21 protein-coding genes are annotated in these 25910 nt (G+C 44.6%); 14 read left to right on the top strand and 7 right to left on the bottom strand.

From position 1 onward, the window contains the following. Nucleotides 1–135 precede the first annotated feature (135 nt). Complete coding sequence (locus tag IDJ76_RS00275) at nucleotides 136–639, bottom strand: DUF892 family protein (RefSeq protein ID WP_191159531.1); 504 nt, start codon at nucleotides 637–639, stop codon at nucleotides 136–138. Nucleotides 640–945: 306 nt separating this feature from the next. On the opposite strand from IDJ76_RS00275, the gene IDJ76_RS00280 reads away from it, so the two are divergent. From IDJ76_RS00280 to IDJ76_RS00290, 3 genes are all read left to right on the top strand, one after another. Then, nucleotides 946–1893 carry a Smr/MutS family protein gene (locus IDJ76_RS00280; RefSeq protein ID WP_191159533.1) on the top strand — a complete coding sequence of 316 codons (948 nt, stop codon included), beginning with the start codon at nucleotides 946–948 and terminating at the stop codon, nucleotides 1891–1893. Nucleotides 1894–2128: 235 nt separating this feature from the next. Then, nucleotides 2129–4522, top strand: coding sequence for a glycoside hydrolase family 31 protein (locus IDJ76_RS00285; RefSeq protein WP_191159535.1), 2394 nt, complete (start codon nucleotides 2129–2131; stop codon nucleotides 4520–4522). A 42-nt stretch (nucleotides 4523–4564) separates the two neighbouring features. Continuing rightward, nucleotides 4565–5035: an ankyrin repeat domain-containing protein gene (locus IDJ76_RS00290; protein ID WP_191159537.1), complete on the top strand. Its 471-nt coding sequence runs from the start codon at nucleotides 4565–4567 to the stop codon at nucleotides 5033–5035. Between the two features lie 44 nt (nucleotides 5036–5079). Here IDJ76_RS00290 and IDJ76_RS00295 read toward each other — a convergent pair whose 3' ends face one another. Next, entirely contained in the window at nucleotides 5080–7242 is a 2163-nt protein-coding gene (locus IDJ76_RS00295; protein ID WP_191159539.1) for a catalase, read from the bottom strand. A gap of 17 nt (nucleotides 7243–7259) precedes the next feature. Next, the gene (locus IDJ76_RS00300) at nucleotides 7260–7811 is read right to left on the bottom strand and encodes a YciE/YciF ferroxidase family protein (protein WP_191159541.1); all 552 of its coding nucleotides are present in this window, start codon (nucleotides 7809–7811) and stop codon (nucleotides 7260–7262) included. 192 nt (nucleotides 7812–8003) lie between these two features. Here IDJ76_RS00300 and IDJ76_RS00305 point away from each other — a divergent pair, with 192 nt between their 5' ends. From IDJ76_RS00305 to IDJ76_RS00325, 5 genes are all read left to right on the top strand, one after another. Then, complete coding sequence (locus IDJ76_RS00305; RefSeq protein WP_191159543.1) at nucleotides 8004–8840, top strand: oxidoreductase; 837 nt, start codon at nucleotides 8004–8006, stop codon at nucleotides 8838–8840. A 178-nt stretch (nucleotides 8841–9018) separates the two neighbouring features. Next, a complete protein-coding gene (locus IDJ76_RS00310) occupies nucleotides 9019–9480 on the top strand; it encodes a hypothetical protein (protein ID WP_191159545.1) in 462 nt (153 codons plus the stop codon). Between the two features lie 255 nt (nucleotides 9481–9735). After that, on the top strand, nucleotides 9736–10941 hold the full coding sequence (locus tag IDJ76_RS00315) for a sensor histidine kinase (RefSeq protein ID WP_317173927.1): 1206 nt from the start codon (nucleotides 9736–9738) through the stop codon (nucleotides 10939–10941). Between the two features lie 27 nt (nucleotides 10942–10968). Beyond that, nucleotides 10969–11349: a response regulator gene (locus IDJ76_RS00320; RefSeq protein WP_191159549.1), complete on the top strand. Its 381-nt coding sequence runs from the start codon at nucleotides 10969–10971 to the stop codon at nucleotides 11347–11349. Further along, on the top strand, nucleotides 11349–12392 hold the full coding sequence (locus IDJ76_RS00325) for an adenylate/guanylate cyclase domain-containing protein (RefSeq protein ID WP_191159551.1): 1044 nt from the start codon (nucleotides 11349–11351) through the stop codon (nucleotides 12390–12392). The genes IDJ76_RS00320 and IDJ76_RS00325 overlap by 1 nt, the downstream gene beginning before the upstream one ends. On the opposite strand, the gene IDJ76_RS00330 is transcribed toward IDJ76_RS00325, so the two are convergent. The 3 genes from IDJ76_RS00330 to IDJ76_RS00340 form a co-directional block, all read right to left on the bottom strand. Then, nucleotides 12393–12608 (bottom strand): DUF2179 domain-containing protein, encoded by a 216-nt coding sequence (locus tag IDJ76_RS00330; RefSeq protein ID WP_317173928.1) that lies wholly within the window; start codon nucleotides 12606–12608, stop codon nucleotides 12393–12395. Nucleotides 12609–12821: 213 nt separating this feature from the next. Next, complete coding sequence (locus IDJ76_RS00335; RefSeq protein ID WP_224746143.1) at nucleotides 12822–13193, bottom strand: hypothetical protein; 372 nt, start codon at nucleotides 13191–13193, stop codon at nucleotides 12822–12824. A gap of 449 nt (nucleotides 13194–13642) precedes the next feature. Then, nucleotides 13643–14518 (bottom strand): YitT family protein, encoded by an 876-nt coding sequence (locus IDJ76_RS00340; protein ID WP_191159555.1) that lies wholly within the window; start codon nucleotides 14516–14518, stop codon nucleotides 13643–13645. A 192-nt stretch (nucleotides 14519–14710) separates the two neighbouring features. Between IDJ76_RS00340 and IDJ76_RS00345 the strand changes: the two genes are divergently transcribed. Further along, complete coding sequence (locus IDJ76_RS00345) at nucleotides 14711–15739, top strand: LLM class flavin-dependent oxidoreductase (protein WP_191159557.1); 1029 nt, start codon at nucleotides 14711–14713, stop codon at nucleotides 15737–15739. 24 nt (nucleotides 15740–15763) lie between these two features. On the opposite strand, the gene IDJ76_RS00350 is transcribed toward IDJ76_RS00345, so the two are convergent. Then, a complete protein-coding gene (locus IDJ76_RS00350; RefSeq protein ID WP_191159559.1) occupies nucleotides 15764–16837 on the bottom strand; it encodes an acyltransferase family protein in 1074 nt (357 codons plus the stop codon). A gap of 403 nt (nucleotides 16838–17240) precedes the next feature. On the opposite strand from IDJ76_RS00350, the gene IDJ76_RS00355 reads away from it, so the two are divergent. The 5 genes from IDJ76_RS00355 to IDJ76_RS00375 all read left to right on the top strand — a co-directional run bounded on the left by IDJ76_RS00355 (nucleotide 17241) and on the right by IDJ76_RS00375 (nucleotide 25889). Next, nucleotides 17241–17642, top strand: coding sequence for a PH domain-containing protein (locus IDJ76_RS00355; RefSeq protein ID WP_191159561.1), 402 nt, complete (start codon nucleotides 17241–17243; stop codon nucleotides 17640–17642). Nucleotides 17643–17878: 236 nt separating this feature from the next. Then, the gene (locus IDJ76_RS00360) at nucleotides 17879–19243 is read left to right on the top strand and encodes a serine/threonine protein kinase (protein ID WP_191159563.1); all 1365 of its coding nucleotides are present in this window, start codon (nucleotides 17879–17881) and stop codon (nucleotides 19241–19243) included. An 81-nt stretch (nucleotides 19244–19324) separates the two neighbouring features. Next, nucleotides 19325–20272 (top strand): hypothetical protein, encoded by a 948-nt coding sequence (locus IDJ76_RS00365; protein ID WP_191159566.1) that lies wholly within the window; start codon nucleotides 19325–19327, stop codon nucleotides 20270–20272. 93 nt (nucleotides 20273–20365) lie between these two features. Beyond that, nucleotides 20366–21838 (top strand): PP2C family protein-serine/threonine phosphatase, encoded by a 1473-nt coding sequence (locus tag IDJ76_RS00370; RefSeq protein WP_191159568.1) that lies wholly within the window; start codon nucleotides 20366–20368, stop codon nucleotides 21836–21838. Continuing rightward, nucleotides 21825–25889, top strand: a complete 4065-nt coding sequence (locus tag IDJ76_RS00375) for an FtsW/RodA/SpoVE family cell cycle protein (protein ID WP_191159570.1) — start codon at nucleotides 21825–21827, stop codon at nucleotides 25887–25889. The genes IDJ76_RS00370 and IDJ76_RS00375 overlap by 14 nt, the downstream gene beginning before the upstream one ends. Nucleotides 25890–25910 lie beyond the last annotated feature (21 nt).

Consider the following 25910-nt stretch of genomic DNA (forward strand, 5'->3'; position numbering starts at 1 on the left):
ACAATTCGTTTTAGTTAAATCCTTGCGGGCGTAAAATTTATTTTTTTCCTTTGTTGTAAGTTATTTTAGTAGGGGTATTAAATAACTAACAGAGCCGGGCTTTATGCCGGGCTTTGTTTTTTTATAAGCTATCCATTAGTCCTTTGTGATATATTCCTTTGCGATGAGTTGGAACAGTTTATCGTTATCAGCCGATTCATCAAAGTTCTCAATCAGCAGCTGCTTTGCCTCATCATACTTCAGCATCTTGGCAATCATGATCAGCATCCGGTACGAGGTAATGTTCACATGCTCCAGTAGCTGTACGTACAATATCAGGTCAAGATCATTCAAAACCGGCATAGTTTGATCTTTATCTATGCAGAACTCATCCTTTATAATAGAGGTAATAGGGTTACATTCAAGGTCTTTAGACGATTCATTAATAATAGCATAGATCTTTTCCATCCGGTCTATCTGGCTTTGAACATCACCGCCAAACTCTTGCATTGCAAGGCGCAGGCCTTCAAAAGATGCCAGGCTGATCAAATGAGCGAGGCTTTTTCGTAAAAAACATTTACCGTTATAAATACGGTTGAGGTGATGCAGAAAGATAGCCTTTAAATAGGCTTTGTCGGGGATGTTGTGATTTGCAGGCATGGTATTTAAATAATATTTTTATCTATACTCTTTTTCTCCTTTTTTCTCCAATTCATGTTCACGTTCATCACATGAACACCGTGAACAAATGTGAACATCTCATAATCAGCGGTTTAGTAAAGTATACTATTGTGTTTACTGACAGCCTTACGCCACCATCTATATGGATGGCCAATCGCCGGGCGAAACATGCAGACCGGGAAGAGGCAGTAAAATTGAGCAAAATTAAAAACTAAAAGCAGTATAAAGATAAATTAATTAACGTTGTTAGCGTATTTGATACCTTTGCAAACTACTACACAAACTATGAGATATAAATTAGGTGATTTTGTGCGTTTTGTTGATGAGAAGCTGGAAGGTTATATAACCAAGATCATTGACGAGCAGATGATAGGGGTAACGGTGGAGGATGATTTCGAGATCCCGGTTTTGGCAAGTAAAGTTACCTATGTACACGGGCATGGCGCGGCCAGTCACGATGAAGAGGCCGTAACGCAAACCAGTGCCATCACTACCGGTGAATTTAAAAGCAAAGGGGTACACATCGCTGTAATTGCCGATGTTAAAGCGAATGCGCTGGTACATTTGTACCTGGTTAACGAAACCTCTTTCCAACTGTTGGCATCTGTTGTAACAGATGCGCAGAAAACCATTAAAGGGGAGTTTGTGGGGATGATAGAGCCACAATCGGCAGTAAAAGTTTATTCGGCCAAACTATCCGATCTGCAGCTATGGCCAAAGTTTATTTTCCAGGTGTTGTTCCATACCCGCCAAAACCAGCCGCTTGAATTACCCCTTAACGTTACCGAACAATTTAAAGCCAAAGATTTTGCGGGCGCTAAAAAGATTGTGCCGATATTAAAACAACAAGGCTGGCTGGTACAATTAGATCAGCCGGAATTAATTATCGATGCCGAAAAGCTGAAGGAAAGCTTTTTTAAACCCGCCGAAGAGAAGCAAGTGGTACAAAAGCCGGTAGCAGAGCTTGACCTGCATATCGAAAAACTGCGCGACGATCATCAGTTTTTAGGCAGCAGCGAAATGCTGAACATTCAGGTGAATGCCTTTAAACATGCGCTTGATGGTGCTATAGTACACCAGATGCCCGATATTACTTTTATTCATGGTACAGGCAACGGTATTTTAAAACATGAATTACACAAGCTGTTAAGTAAGCACCCTAAAGTACAAACCTTTATGGATGCCCGTAAAGAGAAGTTTGGTTACGGTGCTACAAAGGTGGTGTTGAAATAGACATTGAAGCAATGGGCAGTAAAGCACTCACCCTTAAGGGTGAGTGCTTTACTGCATTTAAACATTAATATCCCAAATTAGCAGTTCACCCGCTCCATCAGCAAGCCCATTTTACTGCTATGGCATAATTTAGCGCTCTATTTAACATTAGTGTTATCAAGTTGAAACATTTGTGGTATTGGTTATCAGCCTACCTTAGGCTATATTTAAAAACTAAATTAGCCTAATAACACCTATGCTTCATTTAAATTTAAGGGCCGGTAAATTTCTGGCACTCATGCTTTGTGTATTTGTTTTCAGTAACGCAAATGCCGGTGTGTTGTCTTTCACAAAAACAGCCAACAGTGTAACTTTCAAACTCGATAAAGGATTGATGAAGATCAATATCTGCCGGGCAGATATTGTAGAAATAAAATTTACCATCCTCAACTCCTTTAACGAAAAGGAATCGTTAGTGGTGAACAATAAGTGGGCACAGCCTACTGCCTTCCAGGTAAAGGATGGCAAAACCGATGTGCTGATCACTACCGCAAAACTGAAGATCAGCATCAACAAAGCTACCAACGCCATTACCTATATGGATTTGGCGGGCAAGGTGATCACCGCCGAAGATAGCAGCAACAAAAGCATGCAGGCCGCTACTATTGCGGGCATTGAAACTTACAATTGTACCACCAGCTTTAAGTCACCGGCCGACGAAGCATTGTTTGGTATGGGCTGCCACCCTTTAGATTCGCTTTCCATAAATTATAAGGGCCGTAACCAGGATATGGCCATTAAGTATTTAACCGGCGCTATCCCTGTAATGCTGTCTACAAAAGGTTACGGGCTGATGTGGGATAACTATTCGGCATCTAACTTTTACGGTGCAGAGGCGGGTAACACCCAATTCAAATATGTATCAGAAAGCGGCAAACAGGTAGATTATTACTTTTTTTACGGGCCGGATTTTGATCACATTATCGATTCTTACCGCATCTCCACGGGCAAGGCGCCCATGTTTGGTAAATGGGCTTACGGCTTGTTCCAATCACAAGACAGGTACCTGAGCGAAGCGGAGATATTAACCGTGAAAGACAATTACCGTAACAACCACATCCCGGTTGATGTGCTGGTGCAGGACTGGTATTACTGGGACCCCTTGCCTATCGGGTCGCACATCATGAAACCCGAGCGTTATCCGCACCCCAAACAACTGGTAGATGCACTGCATAAGGCTAACCTGCATGCCATGATCTCGATATGGCCTGTGTTTGGAAAAGGCACACCCAACTATGATGCTTTAGAAAAAATGGGCGGCCTCACCAGCATCACCTGGGATAATGTGGTTACCCATACCTTTGATACTTATTATGACGCACATAACCCCAAAGCCCGCGAATTATACTGGCAGCAGGCACGCGATAGCCTGGTGAAACGCTACGGCTGGGATGCCTGGTGGATAGACCAGTGCGAACCGGATAACGGCGCCTTGCTTGACGAGCGCCGTAAAGCTGATTTCTCGATAGGTAAGGGAATCGATTATTTTAACACTTATTCGTTACAGCATACAAAGGGTGTTTACGAAGGCTGGCGCAGGGATATCCCCAACAAAAGGGCGTTCTTTTTGGTGCGCCAGTCGTTTGCCGGCGAGCAGCGCAACGCGGCCACCTTATGGTCGTCGGATATTGAATGTACGTTTGCCAATTTCAAAAACCAGGTGCCGCAGGGTATCAATGCCTGTGTATCGGGCATCCCGTATTGGACGTCTGATATCGGCGGTTACCACTACAAATGGTCGGCGCCCGATTGGTCTAAACCCGAGTTTAGGGAATTGTTCACCCGTTGGTTCCAATTTGGGGCATTCAGCCCTATATTCCGCATCCACGGAAAGGGCGAGCGGGCAATTTTCTCTAAAAACTGGGACGAAGATACCCGCAAAACCCTGCTGAACTTTGATAACCTGCGCTATCGCCTGCTGCCTTACATCTACTCGTTAGCAGGCCGCGTAAATACGGATAACTATACCATGATGCGTTCATTAGCCTTTGATTTTAAGGATGATGCCAAGGTTTACGGCATACCAGACCAGTACATGTTTGGCCCGGCGTTTTTGGTAAACCCGGTTACGGCGCAATTGTATACCGGTAAAGATGCCGGCAGTAAAGCAAAAACCCGCAACGTTTACTTGCCGAAGGCAACCAAATGGTATAACTTCTGGACGGGCGAAATAAGCAACGGCGGCCAAACCCTAAACGTTAATGTACCTATGGATATGATGCCTCTTTACGTAAAGGCAGGCTCAATTATCCCGATGGGGCCGGTAATGGAATACGCTACCGAAAAACCTGCCGATAAAATTGAACTGCGTATTTACCCTGGCGCCAACGGCGAGTTTAAGTTTTACGAGGATGAGAATGATAACTATAATTACGAAAAAGGGGCGAAGGCAACTTTTGAATTCAACTATAACGACAAACTACGCCAGCTAACCATATCGGCCACCAAAGGCAGTTTTGCGGGCATGCTGAAACAGCGCGTTTTTGATATTGTGATGGTTAACGGCGCGCACGGTTCAAACACGTCGGCATCAGCCACAATTGATAAAAGCGTGACGTATACCGGCAAGCAAATGGTGGTAAATTTATAGCTGTCTTGATAAACTATTGCTGTTTACAGCTGTTGATAAAATATGGATATAAATCAAACTGCCATTATACACGCCGCCCGGATTGGCGAGATCCCGGTTTTAAAGGAACTGGCATCGCAAAACACCGATTTTAACTTTAAGGATGAGAAGGGTTTTACACCCCTGATCATTGCCTGTTATAACAACCAATACGAGGCTGCAGAGATGCTGATCGATGCAGGTGCGGATATAAACGGTGCCGACTTCGGTGGCAACACCGCCTTAATGGGGGTTTGTTTTAAAGGTTACACCAACATTGCCCAGTTATTGATTGATAAGGGTGCAGATCTGAACCGCCAGCACGGTAATGGCGGCTCGGCATTGATGTTTGCCGCCATGTTTGGCAGGAACGATATAATCAAGTTGTTACTGGATAACGGCGCTGATAAAACGCTGTTAGATAGCAAGGGACTTACTGTTTATGATATTGCTGTTCAGCAAAATAACGAAGGCGCTATCGAGCTACTCAAATAGTATAAAACAAAAAACGCCCCTTAAACAAGGGGCGTTTTTTTATATTAAGCCGGGATCTTTCTCGGCTTTTCTCTTTCCCAAAAACGGTGTTGTTTAATGTCGGCAATAAATTGCTTAGCCAGGTCATTTGCGTTGTCGCTAACAATCACACCCTCGTCAGATTCGATCTTCTTGCTGAAATAGGTAGCTTCTATCACCTGCATCGCCCCGGCATCAGCCGCTATGGGCTTACAATGCTTGAATGCTTCATTCAGGAAATGTATTGCATCCGGTTCAGCTTCTATTGATGCCACGCTGTTTGTACCACCTGGTACATATACCGCATCGAATAATACCGAAGCCGCTGTCAGGAAGCTTTCGTCTGCCTGGATCTGCTCATCATTTTTGGACGTGATAAAGCCTAATCGCGGCGCGATCACATTTACCGAGCCCCCTTCGGCTTCAATGGCTTTTTTAACTGCTAACAAAGCTTTTTCATCAACACCATCTGCCGCCAGTATCGCTACCTTACGGGTTTGGATGCTATCTTTAATGGTGTTGGCCATGCTTAACGGCTCCGATTTTTTCAAAGAACCTTCAAATATCACCGATTCATAATCGGCGATGTCTGCATCAGCGGGGACGTTTTTATTGATCGGGGTTTCCGGCGTGGGCACATGCAAACCTAAAGCATACGCCACGCCACCGGCTAAGCCTTTGTCAATCAGCGACAGGATGCCTAACATCCGTTCACGAATGGCAACGGTTTTTACTTTGCCGAGTTCAAAGCTTAAGGCATCAACAATATGGTTCTGCTCCGGGGTAGACTGGCTGTTGAAAAATAGCTTTGCTTGGCTAAAGTGATCTAAAAAGCTTTTGCTTCTCGCCCTTATCTTGCGCGCATCAATGCGCTCGTTGTAACTTACAAAACCACCTTCGGCAGCTTTAGCCTGTGCAGGAGAATTGCCGCCTAACGTGTTTGGACTGTAGCTTGTTTTACCGCTATTGATAGCCTGGCGCATGTGGCCGTCGCGCTGGTTGTTGTAAACCGGTACTATAGGCCTGTTAATAGGGATCTCCTGGAAATTCGGGCCGCCTAAACGTAACAGCTGCGTATCAGTATAAGAGAACAATCTGCCTTGTAACAGCGGATCATTAGTAAAATCAATCCCGGGAACGATGTGGCCTAAGTGAAAGGCTACCTGCTCGGTTTCTGCAAAAAAGTTATCTGGGTTGCGGTTAAGCGTCATTTTACCAATGCGCTGTACGGGCACTAATTCTTCGGGCACTAATTTGGTCGAATCCAGCAGGTCGAATTCAAATTTAAATTCATCCTCTTCGGGAATGATCTGTACACCCAGTTCCCACTCGGGGAAGGCGCCGCTTTCAATCGCATCCCAAAGGTCGCGACGGTGAAAATCAGGGTCTTTACCGGAGATGTTTTGTGCTTCGTCCCATGCTACAGAATGCACACCTAATAAAGGTTTCCAGTGGAATTTTACAAAGCTCGCCACGCCTTCGGCATTTACAAATCTAAACGTGTGTACACCAAACCCTTCCATCATCCGTAAACTACGGGGCAATGCGCGGTCGCTCATGGCCCACATCACCATGTGCGCAGATTCGGGCGTTAAAGAAATAAAATCCCAGAAGGTATCATGTGCCGATGCTGCCTGCGGCATTTCGTTATCCGGCTCGGGTTTAACCGCGTGGATCAGATCAGGAAACTTGATCGCATCCTGGATAAAAAATACGGGCATGTTGTTGCCCACCAGGTCAAAGTTACCTTCCTGAGTGTAAAAGCGTACCGCGAAACCACGTACATCCCTCGCAAGGTCTGATGAGCCCTTAGAGCCGGCCACAGTCGAGAAACGTACAAACACAGGTGTTTCGGTTTCTGTATCGTTCAGGAACAGCGCTTTAGTTACTGCCGATTGTGATTCGTATAATTTAAATACACCATGCGCGCCAGAACCACGTGCATGCACCACGCGTTCGGGGATGCGTTCGTGGTCAAAGTGTGTGATCTTTTCACGCAGGATAAAATCTTCCAGCAGGGAAGGACCGCGGTCGCCTGCTTTCAAAGAGTTATTATCGTCGTTTATTTTGGTGCCGGTATTGGTGGTCATCAATTGACCGGTTGCATCGTCCCTGAACTGGCCAAGTTGTTCGCTCTTTTTGTTGCCGGGCTCTGCTGCAGGTTTTTCTGCCTTTTTATTTTCTGCCATAATTTTAAAAAATTGATTTAGGCTTCGTTTGCTGCCTGGTAATTAATATCGTTCTCTGCTACGTCTGTAAGCAGTTCATCTGCAGTTTTTTCTTCGGTAAGGGTTTGATAAAGCAAATCGGCAACATCATCTAAACCAAGCGTTTTGGCCAGTTGCGTTAAACCGCCGTAAGTGGCTATCTCATAATGCTCCACCTTTTGCGATGCCAGTATGATACCTACATCGCGTGTGGCGGTGCCCTGTTCTGTGCTTTCTACAATGCCTTCGCCTTCTTTGGTCAGGCCTTCCATTGCGTCACATTTTTTAGCTATCGGTTCTTCGCCCAATAAACTGAAAACCTGCTCCAGGCGGCTTACGTGGCCCTTAGTTTGCTCGAGGTGATCGGTAATGGTGCTTTTTAATTTGTCGGATGTAGCGGCTTCTATCATCTTAGGCAGGTTTTTTACCAGGTGGTTTTCGGCCCAATAAATATCCATTATACTATCTTTAAATAGTTCCAGCAAAGCAGGCTCTGCTTCGGGCGATGTTTTTGTACTGAACTTTGGTTCGGTACCTGTTTCTTTTTTCATAAGTTAATGATTGATGGGAGTTGAGGATTGTTAGAGATAAAACGAATAAATCCGCGCATTGTTTAATTTATTATTAAATTATTTAACAATAAATACAATTGCTTGGTAAGCTTGAGATCGGCCTTATCATGAAATTGTCCTGACAAACAAAACGGCGGTCGTGGCTATTTAAAAGTAAATAAAATAGCAACAATGAGTAAAGTATGGTTTATAACAGGCTGCTCTACCGGTTTCGGCAGGGAATTAGCCAAAGAGGTTTTAGCACAGGGCTATAAAGCCGCAGTAGCATCACGTAATACCGATGATGTAAAGGATATCATTACCGACTACCCCGAAACGGCCATTGCCGTTAAATTAGATGTAACCAAAGCCGACGAGATCTCGGCGGCAGTTGAGCAGATCAAACAGAAATTCGGGCAGATAGATGTATTGGTGAACAATGCCGGGATAGGTTATTTTGGAGCGATAGAAGAGAGTGAAGAAGACGAGATCCGCCGGATGTTCGAGATCAACTTCTTCGGGTTGGCCAATGTGACTAAGGCAGTGTTGCCAAATATGCGCTCCCAAAAAAGCGGGCATATCGTCAACATAGCCTCAATAGGTGGCCTGGTTGGTTTCCCTACTGTGGGATTCTATAACGCTACCAAATTCGCGGTAGATGGCTTTTCGGAATCGTTAGCGAAAGAAACAAAGCCACTGGGCATTAAAGTGACCGTGATTGCACCAAGCGGTTTCCGTACAGATTGGGCAGGCCGGTCGGCAAATGAAAGTAAGACAGTAATAGAAGACTATAAAACTACAGCAGGTGCTAACAAAGAGAACATCCGCGGTTACAGCGGTAACCAACCCGGCGACCCGGTGCGCGCAGCAAAAGCGATTGTTAAGGCTGTTGAGTCTGAAAACCCGCCTTTGCGTTTATTATTAGGTGCAGCTGCCTTAAAAGGTGGCCGCAATAAAATAACTGAACTACAGCGCGACTTTGACGCCTGGGAGGAAACTACCGTTTGGGCAGATAACCCTAAACAGTAGCCAACTACTATCTTTTAATCGGAAAACCCGGCGAAGCTGTCGGGTTTTCTGATTTTAACCGTTTTTATCAGCGGTTTTAGGTTCGATTAGGGGAGAATTAAAAATAATCAAAACCTTATCTATGGTTAATAGTTGTATTTATAAGTTAATTATTATAAACCATTATATAAATAACATTATGAAAAAGATAAGTTTGATGATGGCGGCTGTTGCCACCTGTGCATTAGGATATGCCACAGCAAAAACAACCCACACAACAGATAAGGTGATATTGGCAAATGGTGTTGCAACCATTCAACAGGATACGGTACCAAAATCGCGTACCAAGAGCACGCGTACAAAGCCGGTAAGAACAACACCGGCAACTAACCCTTCGGCGTACCCAACTACACCAACGAACCCAAATTACCCGGCAGATCCGACTAATCCGAATGTGCCTCGTACAACGCCTACTACGCCAACGTCACCAACCATGCCTACGGTGCCAACATCACCTACAAGCCCAACTACACCGGTGCCAACAATGCCTACCAGCCCAACACCAACGCCGGTACCGCAAACAACACCAAGCCCAATGACACCGACATCGCCGACAGCACCATCAGTACCTGTTACGCCAGGGCGTGTACCAAGTAAATAATACACAGATCAATGATAATTACAAGCCGGGGTTTTTAAGCCCCGGCTTTTTTGTGCCGTTTTTTTCTCTGTCCAACCTGCACCAACTGTTCCGGATAAATAATTACCTTAGTTTTTATTATTCCCAAACTCATCACACATGCATATTTTTGTTTTTCTGGCCACTTTTTTATTAATCACAAGGGTTAGGAAGTCGCTAAAATTTTCGCCTGTTTATCCTAAGTGGGACAGGCCCCTTCAACTAGCGAGTTTCGCGGTGGCTGGTCTTTGGCTCCTGTGCGCCATTTATTTAGAAGATGAGGTGAGCAATTTATTGGGTGGTGCTTTGCTACTGGCTACGATGGCCTACATGCAAAAGCAGCCCGATTTTAAATCGTTCGACGTACTGATATTCGCACATTATCCATTGGTTTTTACAGCCATTTTAAATGGAATATTGGAGCTGGTTATTCCTAAAGTATATAATAAGTACGATAACTTTTTAGAAAGCGCCCAGTTAGTAGCCTTCGGCTGGATCTTTGCCCGCGTAGCTACTTCTAAAAAGCAGCGCGAAGAAATAAGGCGCATCAATGAACGCCGGTCCGAATTAGAAGAACTGGTAGCAGAACGGACTGCGGAACTCACCAGGCAAAAGAACGAACTACAGGGAACCTTAAAAGAACTACAGGCCACGCAGGCGCAACTGATCCAGCAGGAAAAGCTGGCATCGCTGGGTGAACTGACGGCGGGCATCGCGCATGAGATCCAAAACCCGCTTAACTTTGTCAATAATTTCTCTGAAGTAAGTATGGAACTGATAGACGAGATGGCCGAGGAACTGGCCAAAGGCGATACGGACGAAGCTATCGCGATTGCAACAGATATCAAGAATAACATGGAGAAGATCCGCCATCATGGGAAACGCGCCGACGGCATTGTTAAGGGCATGCTGCAACATAGCCGCGCCAGCAGCAACGTGAAGGAACCCACCAATATCAATACTATAGCTGACGAATACTTCCGCCTGGCCTATCACGGGCTGCGCGCCAAAGATAAATCTTTCAACGCCGAGCTGGTAGCCAACCTCGACCCTAATTTGCCGGTGATCAATATTGTATCGCAGGATGTTGGGCGGGTATTGCTCAACATGTTCACTAATGCGTTTTATGCCGTGCATGATAAAAAGAAAACCGCCGGGCCCGATTTTAAACCCCGCGTTGAGGTGAGCACCAGCATGATACAAACCGTATCGGGCGGGGTGCATAGCATCCGGATAGTGGTTAAGGATAACGGCAGCGGCATCCCAGATGCGATAAAGGACAAAATCATGCAGCCCTTTTTTACCACAAAACCCGCGGGCGAGGGTACCGGATTGGGGCTCTCTTTAAGTTACGATATTATTGTAAAGGCCCATAAAGGCAAAATAGATATCGATAGCAAAGAGGGAGAGGGTACCGAATTTGTGATAACCCTGCCGGTGTAAATTCATTTTTTTATCTTTAGCCACCATATGAAAATATTAGTTGTAGACGACGAAGCCGACGTACAGCCGCTTTTTTTACAGCGTTTCCGCAAGGAGATCAAAAATCATGAAATTGAATTCAGCTTTGCCCAATCGGGTGAGGAAGCCTTGCAATACCTGGAAGAAAAACATTCGGAAGTAGTGCTGATCCTGTCGGATATCAACATGCCGGGCATGAGCGGGATAGAATTGTTGGATCATATCCGCCATGATTATAATATGCCGCCGCCACCTGTGGTGATGATGATAACCGCTTATGGCGACGACGAAAATTACCGCCAGGCAATGGATAAAGGGGCTGACGACTTTTTAACAAAGCCGCTCGATTTTAATTTATTGAAAGAAAAACTCAAAACAATTAGTGCATAATGGCCAAGATACTGGTAGTGGATGATGAAGCAGATCTGGAAATACTGGTTAAACAGAAGTTCCGCAAAAAGATCAGGGAGAACGTATACGAGTTTATTTTTGCGCAAAACGGCGAGGAAGCTTTGCAGATGGTAAAGGAGCACCCCGATCTGGACATCATCCTGTCTGACATTAACATGCCCGTAATGGATGGGCTTACCCTGTTAAGCCACCTGCCCGAAGCCAACGCTATGCTAAAAGCGGTGGTGGTATCAGCCTACGGCGATATGCAAAACATCCGTACCGCCATGAACCGCGGGGCCTTTGATTTTGTATGCAAGCCTGTCGACTTTGAAGACCTGGATCTGACCATGGAAAAAACCATTAGCCATGTCCGCGAGATGCAGGCCACCCTGCGGGCCATCAAAGAGAACAACATCCTGAAGATGTATGTGGACGAAAACGTGCTTAAATTCATGTCGCAAAAAGAGTTTGAAGGCAGCCTGATGAAAAATGAAGCCTTGCATGCAACCGTAATGTTTGTTGATGTTTGCGGCTTTACTTCTATTACCGAGCATATCCCCGCTAACACTGTAGTCAAGATACTGAACGGCCTTTTTGATAAAATAGTTAAAGAAATAATAGCCCAGGGCGGGCACGTTGATAAGTTTATGGGCGATGCCGTAATGGCCGTATTCCGTGGCGATTTTCACCTTGACAGGGCCATAGATACTGCGTTGGCTCTAAGGGCTCAGTTGGCTGATGAAGAAGAATTCTCGGTTGGCGAAAAGAATTTTAAACCGCAAATTTCCATCGGCATCAATTCCGGCGAAATGGTGTCGGGTAATATTGGTTCCGCCTCGTTACGCCGGTTAGATTACACCGTTATTGGCGATACCGTTAACGTAGCACAACGCCTGCAATCCATATCAACCGCCGGGCAGATCGTAATCACAGAGGACGTTTACGGGCAGATAAAAGAATCTTTTAAATGCAAGGCTAACGGCGAGTTTGTGCTTAAAAACAAAATAAAACCGGTAAATACTTACGAGGTTATTGAATAATTAATGTCTTGCTCTCCGCTTCAGCACCCCACCTGCGGCCTCTTTAATAATGCTGGTAAAGATAAAGGCCTTAGGGTCTATCTCGTGTAGCGAGTTGCGTAAACGGCGCAGTTCGAGCCTGGTAAATACAGTAAACACAATGTCAACCGGGTGGCTCACATCAAAGCTTTCTTTCAGGAAACCGCGCTCACCTTTCGCCTTTGTTGGTGTTGTCACCAACAAATTGCACTCAAATCAACCACTTCGCCTTTGTTGGTGTTGTCACCAACAAACCGCATGCAAATCAACCACCGCTATGATGTTTAACAAAGCCGAATTCATCAGTTTCGGTTTCATAGAACTTGGCCGAAGAATATCTATATTCATCCGGAAGGTTCGCTAATGCCGCTTCGCCTTTGTTGGTGTTGTCACCAACAAACCGCACGCATATCAACCACCGCTATGATGTTTAACAAAGCCGAATTCATCAGTTTCGGTTTCATAGAACCTGGCCGAAGAATATCTATATTTATCCGGTAGTTTCGCTAATTGCCATTTATCCTGCAATGGATTATTATGAATATAGTCCAGCTTTTGCATAAATACTTCTGGAGTCCATAAATCAACGCTTAACGCGTTTCTTTCCCAAAATTGATATTTCCTGTCTTTAGCATTGGTCAAAAACCATGAAAGCCTTTCGTCTTTTGTGTCTATTAACCTGAATTTCATTTGTTGTGCGGTAAATTTCAAAAACCGCATCTGTATCAACCCTTGTTTATAACCGTCCTGTATCTGCCAAATTAAATGAATATGATTTGGCATAATTACAAAGCCATAAACTATAATGCTTTTTTCTGCAGATAAAATTGAAGGCTCTTTATAATTATATCTTTATAAGCATCCTCTTTTAAAAGTGGTTTCCATTCTAAGATAGTAGCGGTAAAGAATTGAGGGTGATAGTCAAAATTGATGTTCGCCATGTAAAACTAATATCGGACTTGTTTATTACTTGTCCTAATAGTTGTTGGTGACAACACCAACAACGGCTAAAATATCGGACTTGTTTATTACTTGTCCTGATAGTTGTTGGTGACCATATTAACAACGGCTAATTTTAAACCGGTACTTTTTCATCAAAATTATGTCAACCCACCATTTTTTTTAAGGTATTGATTATTAATGATATAGGTGTTTTAAAAGGAAAATATGTAAACCTTTGTAAACCCATTTATCATTTTTTATAGAAGCTGGATCAAGAATATTTTTGCCGGTTAGTGCCTTGCCCGGCGCTTGAGCACCCCACCTGCGGCCTCTTTAATAATGCTGGTAAAGATGAAGGCCTTAGGGTCTATCTCATGCACCGCGTTACGTAAACGGCGCAGTTCAAGCCGGGTAACTACGGTAAATACAATGTCCACCGGGTGGCTCACGTCAAAGCTCTCTTTCAGGAAACCGCGCTCGCCTTTGTAAATGGTAATGCCGCGGCTGAGTTGTTTCACCAGCATCTCTTTGATCAATACGTTTTGGCCGGAGATGATGGTTACACCGGTGTATTCTTCTAAACCCTCTATCACAAAATTAATGGTACGGGAAGCCGTGTAATAGGTAATTATAGAATAGAGTGAAGTAGGCAAACCCACCTTTACAGCCGCTATCAGGAAGATAACGATATTAATGCCCAGGATGATCTCGCTGATGGTAAAGCTGATTCGTTTACCGGTGTAAAGGGCTAATACTTCAATACCATCCAGCGCGCAGCCACCCCGGATAGCCAGGCCTATACCCGTACCCATAAATACCCCGCCGAAGATAGAGACCAGTAATTTATCTGAAGTGATCTTTTCCGGATAGGGGATGTATAAAAGGCAAAGGGCAACACCCACTATAGCCAGAAAGGTTTTTACCGCGAAGGTTTTATTGACCTGGAACCCGCCCATAATAATGAACGGGATGTTGGCAATGATGATCACATAGGCAATATTAACGTGATAGATTTCATGGATCAGCAACGAAATACCTGTTACCCCGCCATCAAAAAAAGCATTTGGAACAAGGAAACTTTTAAGGGCGAATCCGCAAAAGAGGATACCGATAATAGTATAGATAGTATCGGTAATAGAAATTTTGATAGCATTGGTGTCAGTCATCTTTGCTGGATAGGTGTGTATGGAACAGGGTTAACTTATTCGATTCGCTAAGATATTAATTTGATGTAATAATAGGGCCGTTTTGTGAGCCTAAAGTCATTTAAAACCCGTTTGAATATTTGGCCGTATTATTAGCACTAAATTTGGTTACATCAATACCAAAGGCATTATTCGCCGCAGAAAGACAGAACAATGAGTACAGAAAGATCCCTCGATATAAAATATTCCGTATTAGACCTGGCAACCGTAACCCAGGGCAGCACCCCCGGACAAAGCTTCAAAAAAAGCCTGGATGTGGCCCAGCAGGCAGAGAAATTAGGTTATACCCGTTATTGGTTTGCTGAGCACCATAACATGATCAGTGTAGCCAGTTCTGCGCCACCAATTTTAATTGGCTACATAGCAGGGGGTACAAAAACCATCCGGGTGGGTTCGGGAGGTGTGATGTTGCCAAACCATGCACCCTTAATTGTAGCCGAGCAATTCGGCACCCTCGCCTCCCTTTATCCCGGCCGGATAGACTTAGGTTTGGGCCGTGCACCGGGTACAGATCAAACAACTGCTTATGCCATCCGCGGCGAAAACTTTAACGCGGCGCATAACTTTCCTCGGGACATTGTAAAACTGCAAACTTTTTTCTCGGAAGAGAACGCGACCGCCAAAGTACGGGCTATCCCCGGTGAAGGATTAGACATCCCTATTTGGGTTTTAGGCTCAAGCACAGATAGCGCCAAAGTAGCTGCTGCAATGGGCTTGCCTTATGCCTTTGCCAGCCATTTTGCGCCAACTTATTTTATGGAGGCCATTAATATCTATCGTGATAACTTCCAACCGTCTGAGTATTTGCAAAGCCCTTACGTAATGGCTTGCGTAAACGTAGTTGCGGCGGATACTGATAAAGAGGCGGAGCGTTTGGCAACCTCCCTAAAGCAATTGTTTATGGGTATCGTAACCGGGAAAAGGCAGTTGCTGCCCCCACCGGTAAGCAGTATGGACGATATCTGGAATGTGTTTGAAGAAGAAGCCGTTATGCAAATGCTTGCCTACGCATTTGTTGGTGGCCCCGAAAAAATCAAAGCCGAAATGAACGCCTTCCTGGAGCAAACTGGTGTTGACGAGGTGATGGCTACCTCCCACATCTTTGAACATTCATCCAGGTTATATTCTTACAAGCTATTTGGCGAAGTGATGAAATCGCTTTCGCGGTCTCTTGTTGGTTGAAAGCGTAGGCCCTTTGTTTTGGGATCAATTAATTTTTTTCAATTTGCGTTTTAATTTTAAAAAATAACGTTCGTAAAAGAAATAAGAAAGGCACGGAACTATAGCAATCCAGATCAAATTATAGGGATAACTAATTACATATTTAGATAAATTAGGGTTGCTAGAAGTAAATATCTGTTGCCATATATAGATACTGTACGATATGATACCAATAAATGCCAAGGGTTTAAAGTTCAAAATTTTATAAATTACATTGCTGGAGCTATTAAGGTTACTAATTATCAAATAACCAATCAAAAACGATATAATTCCATTGATGAATACAGCTTTTATAGAATAGAAATCATCGAATTTAAGGTAAACAATAAGAATTATCGCAGCTAGATTGCCAAGAGTTTTTGTTTTTATTAACATTTGGTGGTCAAAAACTTTACGCATAGTAAGTACAGAAAATAAACAACCAATTGCAATTCCCTGAAACTTGATCAAATAGTGGGTAAATGCGTAAAAAATTCCTTGATTAAGTGGTTTAAAAAAAAATTGTAAAGAACACAGTATAGGTAACCCCAATACAATAAATGCTATGGCAATGAAAAAAAACCTTCTGTTAATTTTTAACAAGAACGGAAATATTACGTAAAACTGTTCTTCCACAGACAGTGACCAAAAATGAGCGACCAGCCAGGTAAAATTGTGTGCTCTGAAATAGTTAAAATTCATCAGGTATAAAGCTGCTCCCGCGAACTGAAACCCTGGTATAGCAAGGGAAAAGCTGATATTGAGTACAAGTAATACAATAAGATACAAATACGCTACAGGAAAAATACGAAGTGAGCGGCGGGCGTAAAAACTTTTAAGCGATAAACTACCTGTGTTATTGAGTTCTTTTAAACAGAGGGTTGTAATCAAAAAACCGCTTAACACAAAAAACAAATCCACCCCTAATTGACCGTTAATTAAAACATTTCCGGAAATGTTTAAATGAGAAGCCACCACGAGAACAATCGCAACACCTCTTAAGCCATTTAATGAAGGATAATAACTTTCGTTTAGAACTTGAGAAAGGGTTGGGGTTTTCGGGTCAGGGGTTTGAATCATCTATGTAATATCACTTTACCTAACTTCTTTCCATACTTGAAAAATCTGTAAGCATCATTTGAATCCTATTGCACTAATAAAATATTTAGCGAAAGCAACCTTTACTGTCTTAATTAAACGATACAGTGGTAGTGAAAGGAGTCGAAAACACTATAACAAATATATAAAAAATCACAACCGGCATTTATGTTAATAAACAAAATAGTGGTTGGATACTACTTATATATTCAAGGTCTAAAAGCTTTAGCCCCAGCGGGGTTTGCGCAGCGTAACTGGTGGGTTGCATTTATGAGTCTGCAACATTTGTTAGCTGACGCTGACAAGAACAGTTTATAAAATCTTTTCATATTGAATAATAGTATCTTAGTTTGTTCTTATTAAGTATTTTACAAAACAACCCGCCATGAAATATTATTCGAGAAAAGGATCCATAGTGATTGCGATAATTGTTTTTGTCGTAATAATGACTATCATCTGCTTTTTTGCTAAAGTTTATGCGGCTTCTTACGTACTTATTACCGCATTAATGTATTTAGCTTGGATGTGGTATGACACCTATTACATTATTCGTGGCAATCAATTATTTTACAAATCAGCTTTGTTGAAAGGATCTATTGAAATTAACGCTATCGTAGAAATAGTTAAGAATAAAAAACTATTTTCAGGTAAAAAGCCGTCGTTGTCAACTAAAGGAATTATTATAAATTATAATAAATACGATGATATCTTTATTTCACCTAAAAAAATTGACCAATTCATTAAAGCGTTAAAAACAATAAATCCTAATATTAAAGTAACGGATTGAATAGCACGCTCCCTCAAGTTTAGCGCAGCGTGACCCGTGGGTTAATTGGTCTAAACTCGAATTGTATGGAATTTAAACAATTATCGGAGGCACTCGATATTCTGTCAATTTAAAAATTCTATAAATTTAGGTTCAGACGAAATCAAAAGCACCACATCTTTACAACAATTGCGCGTATTAAATGTAATTTAGTCTGCGTAATGCTGTTAAGTATATTTACGGCTATATAAAAATTAATGAGCAAAGTATTTACCATCACAGAAGGCCTCGAAAACCTGGGTGCGTTGCGCACCGGGGGGCAGGGATCTGTATATAAGGGCAGGCGAATGGGCCCAATCCTCACGGCCATCAAACTACTGCCCACACCCATCCATACCGAAAGTGAAGAGGATAAGAATTTCCGCAGTTTCCGTAACGAGGTAACCAAGCTGCAAAAAGTTAACGAGCAACCCAACCCCAATGTAGTTAAGATCTTGAGCTGGGGTATTACCGATAGCGGCTCATTCCCTTTCATAGAAATGGAATATATTGATGGGCCCGATCTGTGCGAATTGCTGCATGCACCTCACGATAAGATTTTTACGCTAAAAGAAGTGATTCGCGTTGCCGATCAGTTGGCCGGCGCATTGGCCCATTGCCACAACGTAGGCATTAAGCATGGCGATATCAAAAGCAATAACGTCAAATATAATATCCATACAGGTAACTATGTACTGCTCGATTTTGGGCTGGCAATAATGACCGAGGAGCAGCGCCGTACCAGCATCCGCCATGCAGGCGCTATCGAATTTATGGCTCCCGAGCAGCACGAAGGCAAAATGCTGCTGCAAACAGATATTTACAGCTACGGCGTTATTTTATATGAACTGCTAACCGGCGAGGTGCCCTTCCCACTGAAGAATGGCGGCGATGCCGGGCGCAACAGCGTAATGCTGGCACATATAGAAAATGAAGTGCCCGACCTGGTCCGTGCCCGTAAACTAGCCCTGCCCGAAACCTGGGAAGCTAAAAAAATAAAGCAGGAAATGCAGGTGCCCCAATGGCTACTTCAGGTAATTGCCAAATGCCTGCAAAAAAAACCCGAAGACAGGTATGCAAGCGGTATGGAATTGGATGCTGCCATTATTAATGGTAGCTTATCATCATCAGATAGTAAAAGCCAGGAAGCAGGCTTGAACGCTATCGCTTTACAAAGCGAGAATGAAAAGCTGAAAACCGAACTGCTTAAATATCAGCAAGCGCCCGCCCAGTCTATAGTTTCCGCACCTTTAGAAGATGAATCGAGGGTGTCGTTATCCAAACCATTTTATTACACGGTGCTCACCTTATTGGTATTGTTTATGGGGATGGCGGTTTACTCAACCTTTTATAAAAGGCAGGCAAACCCTAACAAAGTTAACCAGGATAGTTTACAAAGCGTGCGGGATACATCAGCCGTGCCGCCAAATTACGGGTCGGCGCAAGGCCTGGGCGATAACGCGGCAGAAATGGATACCATTAAACCTAAAAGGGATAGTATACGTGCCGAGAAAAAGCCTGTGGTCAAACCAGATAGCACCGAGAACACGATACCGGATACCACCGTAAAGCCCGATCAGTAGTATTTCTTGGTCGGCAAAAACAACAAGCATAAATTGATGTTCAACAAGATAAACAACCTTAATCTTTTCCAATTTAATTAAATGGCTTCAACCCCCAACTTTTGGCAGCGCATAGGCATTCAGGACTGGTTTTTGACAAACGAAACCAGCGAGAAAGCGAAAGCAAAAGCCCTTACGCCAGATACCGTTTACAGTTATATTGTAGATAAATTCAAAGAGTCGATAACCGAGCTTTCATTTGCAGATAGGGTAGTGTTTTATCATGAATTCATCATCAGCTTTAACGCCGATGATTACAAGGAATTTGTAGCCAATAAACAAGGTATTTTCGGACTTATCGTACAGGAAACTGTCGAGAAGTTTTATGAGATCTTAAAAGAATACCGTGCAGCCGGTAAAACCGTAAAGCCATCTGGTTCAAAATGGGTGTTCCGCCTGGTATCGCACCCCGATTATGCCCGTGGCGATAAAGGTTTTATAGGCAAGCTACTGCCCGATAATAACAAAAAGGAGGAGAACCTGCGGGTAACCTTTATTCCCCGCCAAACTGGAATTGCCCAAACCTTTGATGTGGATCAGGATATCCTGAAAGGCTTTACTTATTACAGCGAGGGCTATTTCGAGATCCCGTATCACGAGGAACTGGAAACGGATGCGCAGGCCGAACAAAAACCAGGTAATACTACCGTGGCCCGTTTAGAAACCATTATTCCCGATCAGCAATTTGCCGGTAAAAAGGTGGAGTATCTGATGAAGGAGAATGAGCTGATCGTGTCCGGCAGCGACGAAACACGCGAGGACTCAAACATATTTACCATCCCGTCCGAATGGGTGAACGCGCCGCACCTGCAAATAAAGCATAACCAGGCCGATGGTAAGTTTTACCTGGCATCATTTGGCGAGATCACCACATTGAACGAGGTAACGGTTGAGCGCAGCGATGTCAATTCACCCAAATGGGTAGAACTGCCGGTTAACTCGCGCATGTTACTCAACGGCATTATCGGCTTAAACCTTTTTAAATCATAGGCATGTCGCAAATATTATCTATAGCATTATTAGTAATTGGGGTGTGCCTGTTGGTTACCCACTTTGCTGATATTAAACAATCAGGTAAACGCAATGGCTGAAAACTACTTTGGGTTAACGGATGTGGGCAAAGTCCGCGATAATAACGAAGATACCTTTATTGCCGAAACCGTTTCAGGCAACCTGATCCTGGCATCGGTTATTGATGGCGTAGGCGGGTATAATGGTGGCGAAGTGGCTGCCGCTATTGCCAAAGATGTGCTGACCGACAATCTGAGCAATTTAAAGGGCGACTATATCCCGGCGATGATCGAGGCTTTGAAGCAGGCCAGCGCAGCTATCTATCAAAAAAAACAGACTGATGCCGGGTTGGAAAGCATGGCCTGTGTGGTTACCGTAACACTGGTAGATGTCCCGAATAATATTTTTTATTACGCCCACGTGGGCGATACCCGTTTATACCTGCTGCGCGATGAATCGTTGGTAAAGATCTCTAAGGATCACTCATTTGTAGGCTTCCTCGAAGACTCGGGCAGGCTGACCGAAACGGCCGCAATGAATCATCCTAAACGCAATGAGATCAACAAGGCGCTTGGCTTTACTACCCAGATAGATACCGACGAGAGTTTTATCGAAACGGGCTCCTCGCCTTTTTTACCCGGCGATATGTTGTTGCTTTGCAGTGATGGGTTAACCGACCTGGTGGATAAAACAGGCATCACATTTATCATCACACAGGAAATCTCTTTAAAGGAAAAGGCAACCCAACTAATTGATGCTGCCAACACCAATGGGGGTAAGGATAATGTTACCGCGGTGTTGGTAAGGAATGATAAAACTAAAGAACGCCCTCAAGCTATAAAGCCAGCCCCGGTTATCAAAAAGAATACAGACGCAGCAGATGCAGAGATGATCCCGAACCGGCCGGTAGCTGCCCCTCAAAAAATTCAACCGCAATCAACACCACCTATGGCCGAAAAGAAAAGTAATGGGTTAACCATCTTGCTGGCCATTTTATGCCTGGCCTTTGCCGCCAGCACCGTCTGGCTTTACCTGCAATGGCAAAAAGGAATCGCACCGGTAACGGTTGCTGGGGTTAAACCTTTAGAAAGGGATGCACCCATCCGCAACCCCGACGAGATCAAGCTGCAAAATATGCTGAACAGCCTGAAAAAGGATACGCTGAATATCTCTGACACCTCCTTTAAACAAGCCATTATTATCAGCGATACGCTCCACTTACAGCGCGATACCATTTACATAAGGGGCAAAGGCAACATCGTTTTAAAACGCGATACCGCTTACCACGGCCCGGCCATAGATATTGCTGCGGCTTGTAAATTGGTTGCACTGGATAACATTAAATTTGAAGGCTTTGATGTAGGCGTGTCGCTATTCAATACCACTTTGCTTTTACGCGGTGCCCAGTTTATTGATTGTCGTGTAGCTGTGCAGCGGCAAGTGTTTTTAGCTAACAAAATGTTTATCATTGCCGATATGCCCGGCTCAAAAATAAAGGCAGATACCGCCGCCAAAGCTACCCCAAAACCACATGGAACCCGATAAGCCCCTCACTGTAAGCCGGCTAAAGGAGCGGCTATTCCTGCTGCTGATCGCTGCCTTATTTCTGTTTTTATTTTTCAGGTTATTTACTGTTTTGCAATTGCGCTTTGCCGATGTGGACAAACGTTTGCAGGACGGCACCATGGTAAACCTGAACGCCAAAGACCCCGCAGGGCAAACCAAGGCCATGCTGACCAGGGGTTACTACCTGGATGATAAGCGCGACATCGACCTGATCACCACTACCATCGCCAATAACATAGGTACCGGGCAAAAAATAGATAATATAGGCGAACTCAATAAACGTAAATATTACCTTGTTGCCGATGACGCTTTTGCTAATGGTGGTGAATCGTTTAAAAGCAGGGTGGCAGCATCGCGGTCTTTACTGGGTTACACCGGCGATGACTCCGTACGCTTTGAACAGGAAAAGAAAAGCCCGCCGAGTTTGTCCGCCTCTGCCGACCTGGCGATGGGCAATTACAGCATCAGCGGCAGCATTGTCAATAAAAAGCAGCCGGTATCGGGCGTGTTGATCCGTATGGATATGATATTACCGCAGGATAGTATCTATAACGACGAGGAGGTGCAGGATGTAAAGTTGATTACCGAGCAAAGCAATGGTATCAAAAAAGTTTTCTTGCCGGATAGTGCGGGTAAACGCCATTTACAGGAGTTAACGGCTTACGCGCGAACCGATGCTGCGGGCAATTATAGCTTTAAAAATTTGCCAACCGGTAAAGCATTCAAAGTATTGCCCTTACAGCCGGGCTACCAGTTTGGTACATCGCAAGGGGTAGAGAACCTGGACGAGGATGTAAGCTTCACGTTCAGCCAGTCGCCGCACACCATCAAGCTTTTTTCCACCCGCGATTTTAATATCCTGAAAAAGGAAAAATCATTCATCATTCGCACACCGGCAGAATTTAATCAATCCTTCTGGATCATTGCCGGCTGTTTTGTAGGGATGTTCTTACTGGTTCACATCATCCTGTCATGGAAATTCAGCACGGCCGATCAGTTAATTTTGCCGGTAGTAATGCTGTTGGCGGGTATGTCGTTTTTAACGCTGTTGAGTTTGCAGGACCCCTTGCGCGACAGGTTCTTTGCTAAAGATACCCTGGTTTATTTAGGCATCGGCCTGTTTGCGATAATCGTGATCTTACAGTTTAACCTGCGCCGCTTTACGCCCGATTCATGGATCTACCGGATGTTGGTGTTTCGTAATAACCGCAATGCAGCTAACGGTTGGCCCTGGGTGGCACTGGCGGCAACGTTGCTGGCCTTGACTATTCGCTTCGGTACCGGGCCCGAAGGTAGCGGGGTAAAGGTGAACCTGTTTGGTTTTCAACCAAGCGAGATTGTTAAATACCTGATCATACTTTTCCTTGCCGGCTTTTTTGCGGCCAACGAAAAGCTCATCAGCGAATACACCAGCTGGACAAAGCGCTGGTCGTTTTTCTCCTTTGCGCTGATAGCCATTTTGGTAACTCTATTGCTCTTCCTTTTACTAGGCGATCTGGGCCCGGCAATGGTGGTTTGTTTTACGTTTATCGCGCTGTTCTCCTTTTCCCGCGGCGATTTCATGTTTATGGCGGGGGCGGTGGTTTTATACGTCATCGTATCGTGGTTTATTAAAAATGTTTGGCTATCGGCGCTGATAACCGGCGGTATTGCAGGTTTCGTGATGTTCTTTAAACGCCGCTCCCTGAGCGAATCGGCTATTATGGTGCTAATCATTATGGCGGCTTTCCTAACTATCGATCAGATCCCGTATTTAGGTAAAGTATTCCCGGGTCCGGTACAGCGTTTAGTTGATAGGAAAGCCATCTGGCAGGATGCCTGGAATAACGAAGTTTATGGCGGCGACCAGGTAGCCAACGGCCTTTGGGCCATGAGCAGCGGCGGCGTATCCGGCCAGGGCGTAGGCGAAGGCTTTGCTAAAACTATTCCTGAAGCACATACCGATATGATATTGCCCTCTATGGGCGAGGAATTTGGGTGGACGGGGATCGCTTGTATCTTTATCTTATTTTTGCTGTACCTGCACCGTTCCATCATCATTGGCCGCCGAACGGGTACACCATTTCTGTTTTACCTCTGTGCGGGGATAGGCATCTCCACCTTTGTGCAGTTCCTGCTCATAGCGGGTGGTTCAACAGGGGCATTGCCGCTTTCGGGGGTTTCCTTGCCGTTCCAAAGTTATGGCGGGTCGTCATTAGTAGCCAACTTGCTGGCATCGGGATTTTTGCTTTCGGCATCATTAGTAAGGGGTACGCCGGTGCAAATGAATTATATTGCTAAGCAGCAGGATAAAAACCTGGTACCTGCACTCATCGCCGCCTGTATGGGCATTGTCTTACTGGCGGTGAATGTATCCCGTTACTCGTTTGACAACAAAAAATGGGTAGTGAAACCATCCTTGGTGGCTGATAAAAGCGGCGCGAGGATGTTTAGCTATAACCCACGTATAGCCATATTGATGAACCGCTTACAGGCGGGAAATCTGTATGACCGCGATGGCGTACTACTGGCCACCAGCAAACCCGATATGGTACGCAAGCAACGCGCTAAGCTGGCTAATGCAGGCGCACAGGGCTACAATATCGATTCGGCCATGCATAAGCGCTTAGATAGATATTATCCTTTTGAAGAGCAAATGTTCTTCTGGACGGGCGACGCCAACACAGGCGTATTTAATGGCAGCAGTAACGGATACTTTGCCGAATATGAGCATGCCGCCGAACTGCGGGGCTTTAAACTGCCCACCAAAAACTTTAATATTACTGCTAACCGCTACCGCGAGGATAGGTTCCTGGCACGTGGTGTAAAGGAGATGACTGTAGTGCAGAAGGATTACAGCGCATTATCGCCGTTATTGCTTGCAGGGATCAACAGCCCCGAGGTAGAAGCATTTAAGAACCGCAACCGCGATGTTAAACTGACAATGGATGCAGGCCTGCAAACCAGTATCCAGAATTCTATAGCGGCAGATACATCGTTGTTGGATAACCGCGTATCGGTGGTCATTATGGAGTCGGGTACGGGCGATGTGTTAACATCGGCAGTATACCCTTTACCACCTGTGCGTAACTGGGAAAAACTGACCATGAGCTACCAGGAACAAAACCAACTGGCAGGCTGGATGACCACCAGCGATTTAGGTTTTACCGTTGCTACGCAGCCGGGGTCGACCGCCAAATTGGTTACATCTTTGGCATCATTTAATAAATTAGGGATCGCAGCTGCTGATAAAAAATTCAACGTAGAACCATGGGAGCGTATCCGTACCAAAGGGCTGGAGCCGGATGAGACCGGATTGATCACCCTGGAACGCGCCGTTGCCAAATCAAATAATGTTTACTTTATCAAGCTGGCCAACCAGGAGCATTTGCAGGAAGATATGGCTACCCTGTATTTGAAGACAGGTATGTTTTTGCATGGCGTAGGTGGGTATTATTACGGTCGCGACAAGGAAAACGCTGCCCAGGAAGAAAAATGGCGCGAATTATGGCGCAAAACGGAATTTAATACAAAGCCTAAGTACAACCCTAATAATATCCGCAAAACGCGGGCAAAGGGTATTTCGGGTATGGCTTGGGGCCAGGGCGAGTTGATCGCGACACCAGCGTCGGTGGCAAGGGTGGCATCGGGAATAGCTAATAATGGTACCCTGCTCAATAACCGTTACGTGCTAAAAGTAAGCGACTCGACCGTAGCCGTAAAGGCGGGTGTTAAAATAGCTAACGACCCTGCTTACGCCCGGTTGATGCGGGAATATATGATAGAGCAAAGCGCGCCAAAGGCCTACACGTTAGGCCTTGCCGTAGCGGGTAAGACCGGTACGCCAGAGCGGATCTGGAAAAAACAGCAGATCAATGATGGCTGGTACGTTTTCTTTGCGCCGAAGGCAAATGGTGCGGGCAATATGGTGGTGTGTGTAAGAATCGAATCGACCCAGGGGTCGTCGGACGCGGTACGGCTTGCGGGAAAACACGTGATACCTTATTTGCTTAAAAAAGGCTATATTAAAAGCATCGTTGCAAACAACTAAATAGTGGCAGGGTTATGCAAT

This window comes from Mucilaginibacter glaciei (assembly GCF_014773245.1).
In the GTDB taxonomy this organism is placed as follows: domain Bacteria; phylum Bacteroidota; class Bacteroidia; order Sphingobacteriales; family Sphingobacteriaceae; genus Mucilaginibacter; species Mucilaginibacter glaciei.

Coding starts and splice junctions, on each gene's coding strand:
- IDJ76_RS00280 (WP_191159533.1), top strand. CDS start 946: ATGAGATATAAATTAGGTGATTTTGTGCGTTTTGTTGATGAGAAGCTG.
- IDJ76_RS00325 (WP_191159551.1), top strand. CDS start 11,349: ATGGCCAAGATACTGGTAGTGGATGATGAAGCAGATCTGGAAATACTG.
- IDJ76_RS00360 (WP_191159563.1), top strand. CDS start 17,879: ATGAGCAAAGTATTTACCATCACAGAAGGCCTCGAAAACCTGGGTGCG.
- IDJ76_RS00305 (WP_191159543.1), top strand. CDS start 8,004: ATGAGTAAAGTATGGTTTATAACAGGCTGCTCTACCGGTTTCGGCAGG.
- IDJ76_RS00290 (WP_191159537.1), top strand. CDS start 4,565: ATGGATATAAATCAAACTGCCATTATACACGCCGCCCGGATTGGCGAG.
- IDJ76_RS00345 (WP_191159557.1), top strand. CDS start 14,711: ATGAGTACAGAAAGATCCCTCGATATAAAATATTCCGTATTAGACCTG.
- IDJ76_RS00300 (WP_191159541.1), bottom strand. CDS start 7,811: ATGAAAAAAGAAACAGGTACCGAACCAAAGTTCAGTACAAAAACATCG.
- IDJ76_RS00370 (WP_191159568.1), top strand. CDS start 20,366: ATGGCTGAAAACTACTTTGGGTTAACGGATGTGGGCAAAGTCCGCGAT.
- IDJ76_RS00295 (WP_191159539.1), bottom strand. CDS start 7,242: ATGGCAGAAAATAAAAAGGCAGAAAAACCTGCAGCAGAGCCCGGCAAC.
- IDJ76_RS00340 (WP_191159555.1), bottom strand. CDS start 14,518: ATGACTGACACCAATGCTATCAAAATTTCTATTACCGATACTATCTAT.
- IDJ76_RS00285 (WP_191159535.1), top strand. CDS start 2,129: ATGCTTCATTTAAATTTAAGGGCCGGTAAATTTCTGGCACTCATGCTT.
- IDJ76_RS00320 (WP_191159549.1), top strand. CDS start 10,969: ATGAAAATATTAGTTGTAGACGACGAAGCCGACGTACAGCCGCTTTTT.
- IDJ76_RS00375 (WP_191159570.1), top strand. CDS start 21,825: ATGGAACCCGATAAGCCCCTCACTGTAAGCCGGCTAAAGGAGCGGCTA.
- IDJ76_RS00310 (WP_191159545.1), top strand. CDS start 9,019: ATGAAAAAGATAAGTTTGATGATGGCGGCTGTTGCCACCTGTGCATTA.
- IDJ76_RS00275 (WP_191159531.1), bottom strand. CDS start 639: ATGCCTGCAAATCACAACATCCCCGACAAAGCCTATTTAAAGGCTATC.
- IDJ76_RS00355 (WP_191159561.1), top strand. CDS start 17,241: ATGAAATATTATTCGAGAAAAGGATCCATAGTGATTGCGATAATTGTT.
- IDJ76_RS00335 (WP_224746143.1), bottom strand. CDS start 13,193: ATGCCAAATCATATTCATTTAATTTGGCAGATACAGGACGGTTATAAA.
- IDJ76_RS00365 (WP_191159566.1), top strand. CDS start 19,325: ATGGCTTCAACCCCCAACTTTTGGCAGCGCATAGGCATTCAGGACTGG.
- IDJ76_RS00350 (WP_191159559.1), bottom strand. CDS start 16,837: ATGATTCAAACCCCTGACCCGAAAACCCCAACCCTTTCTCAAGTTCTA.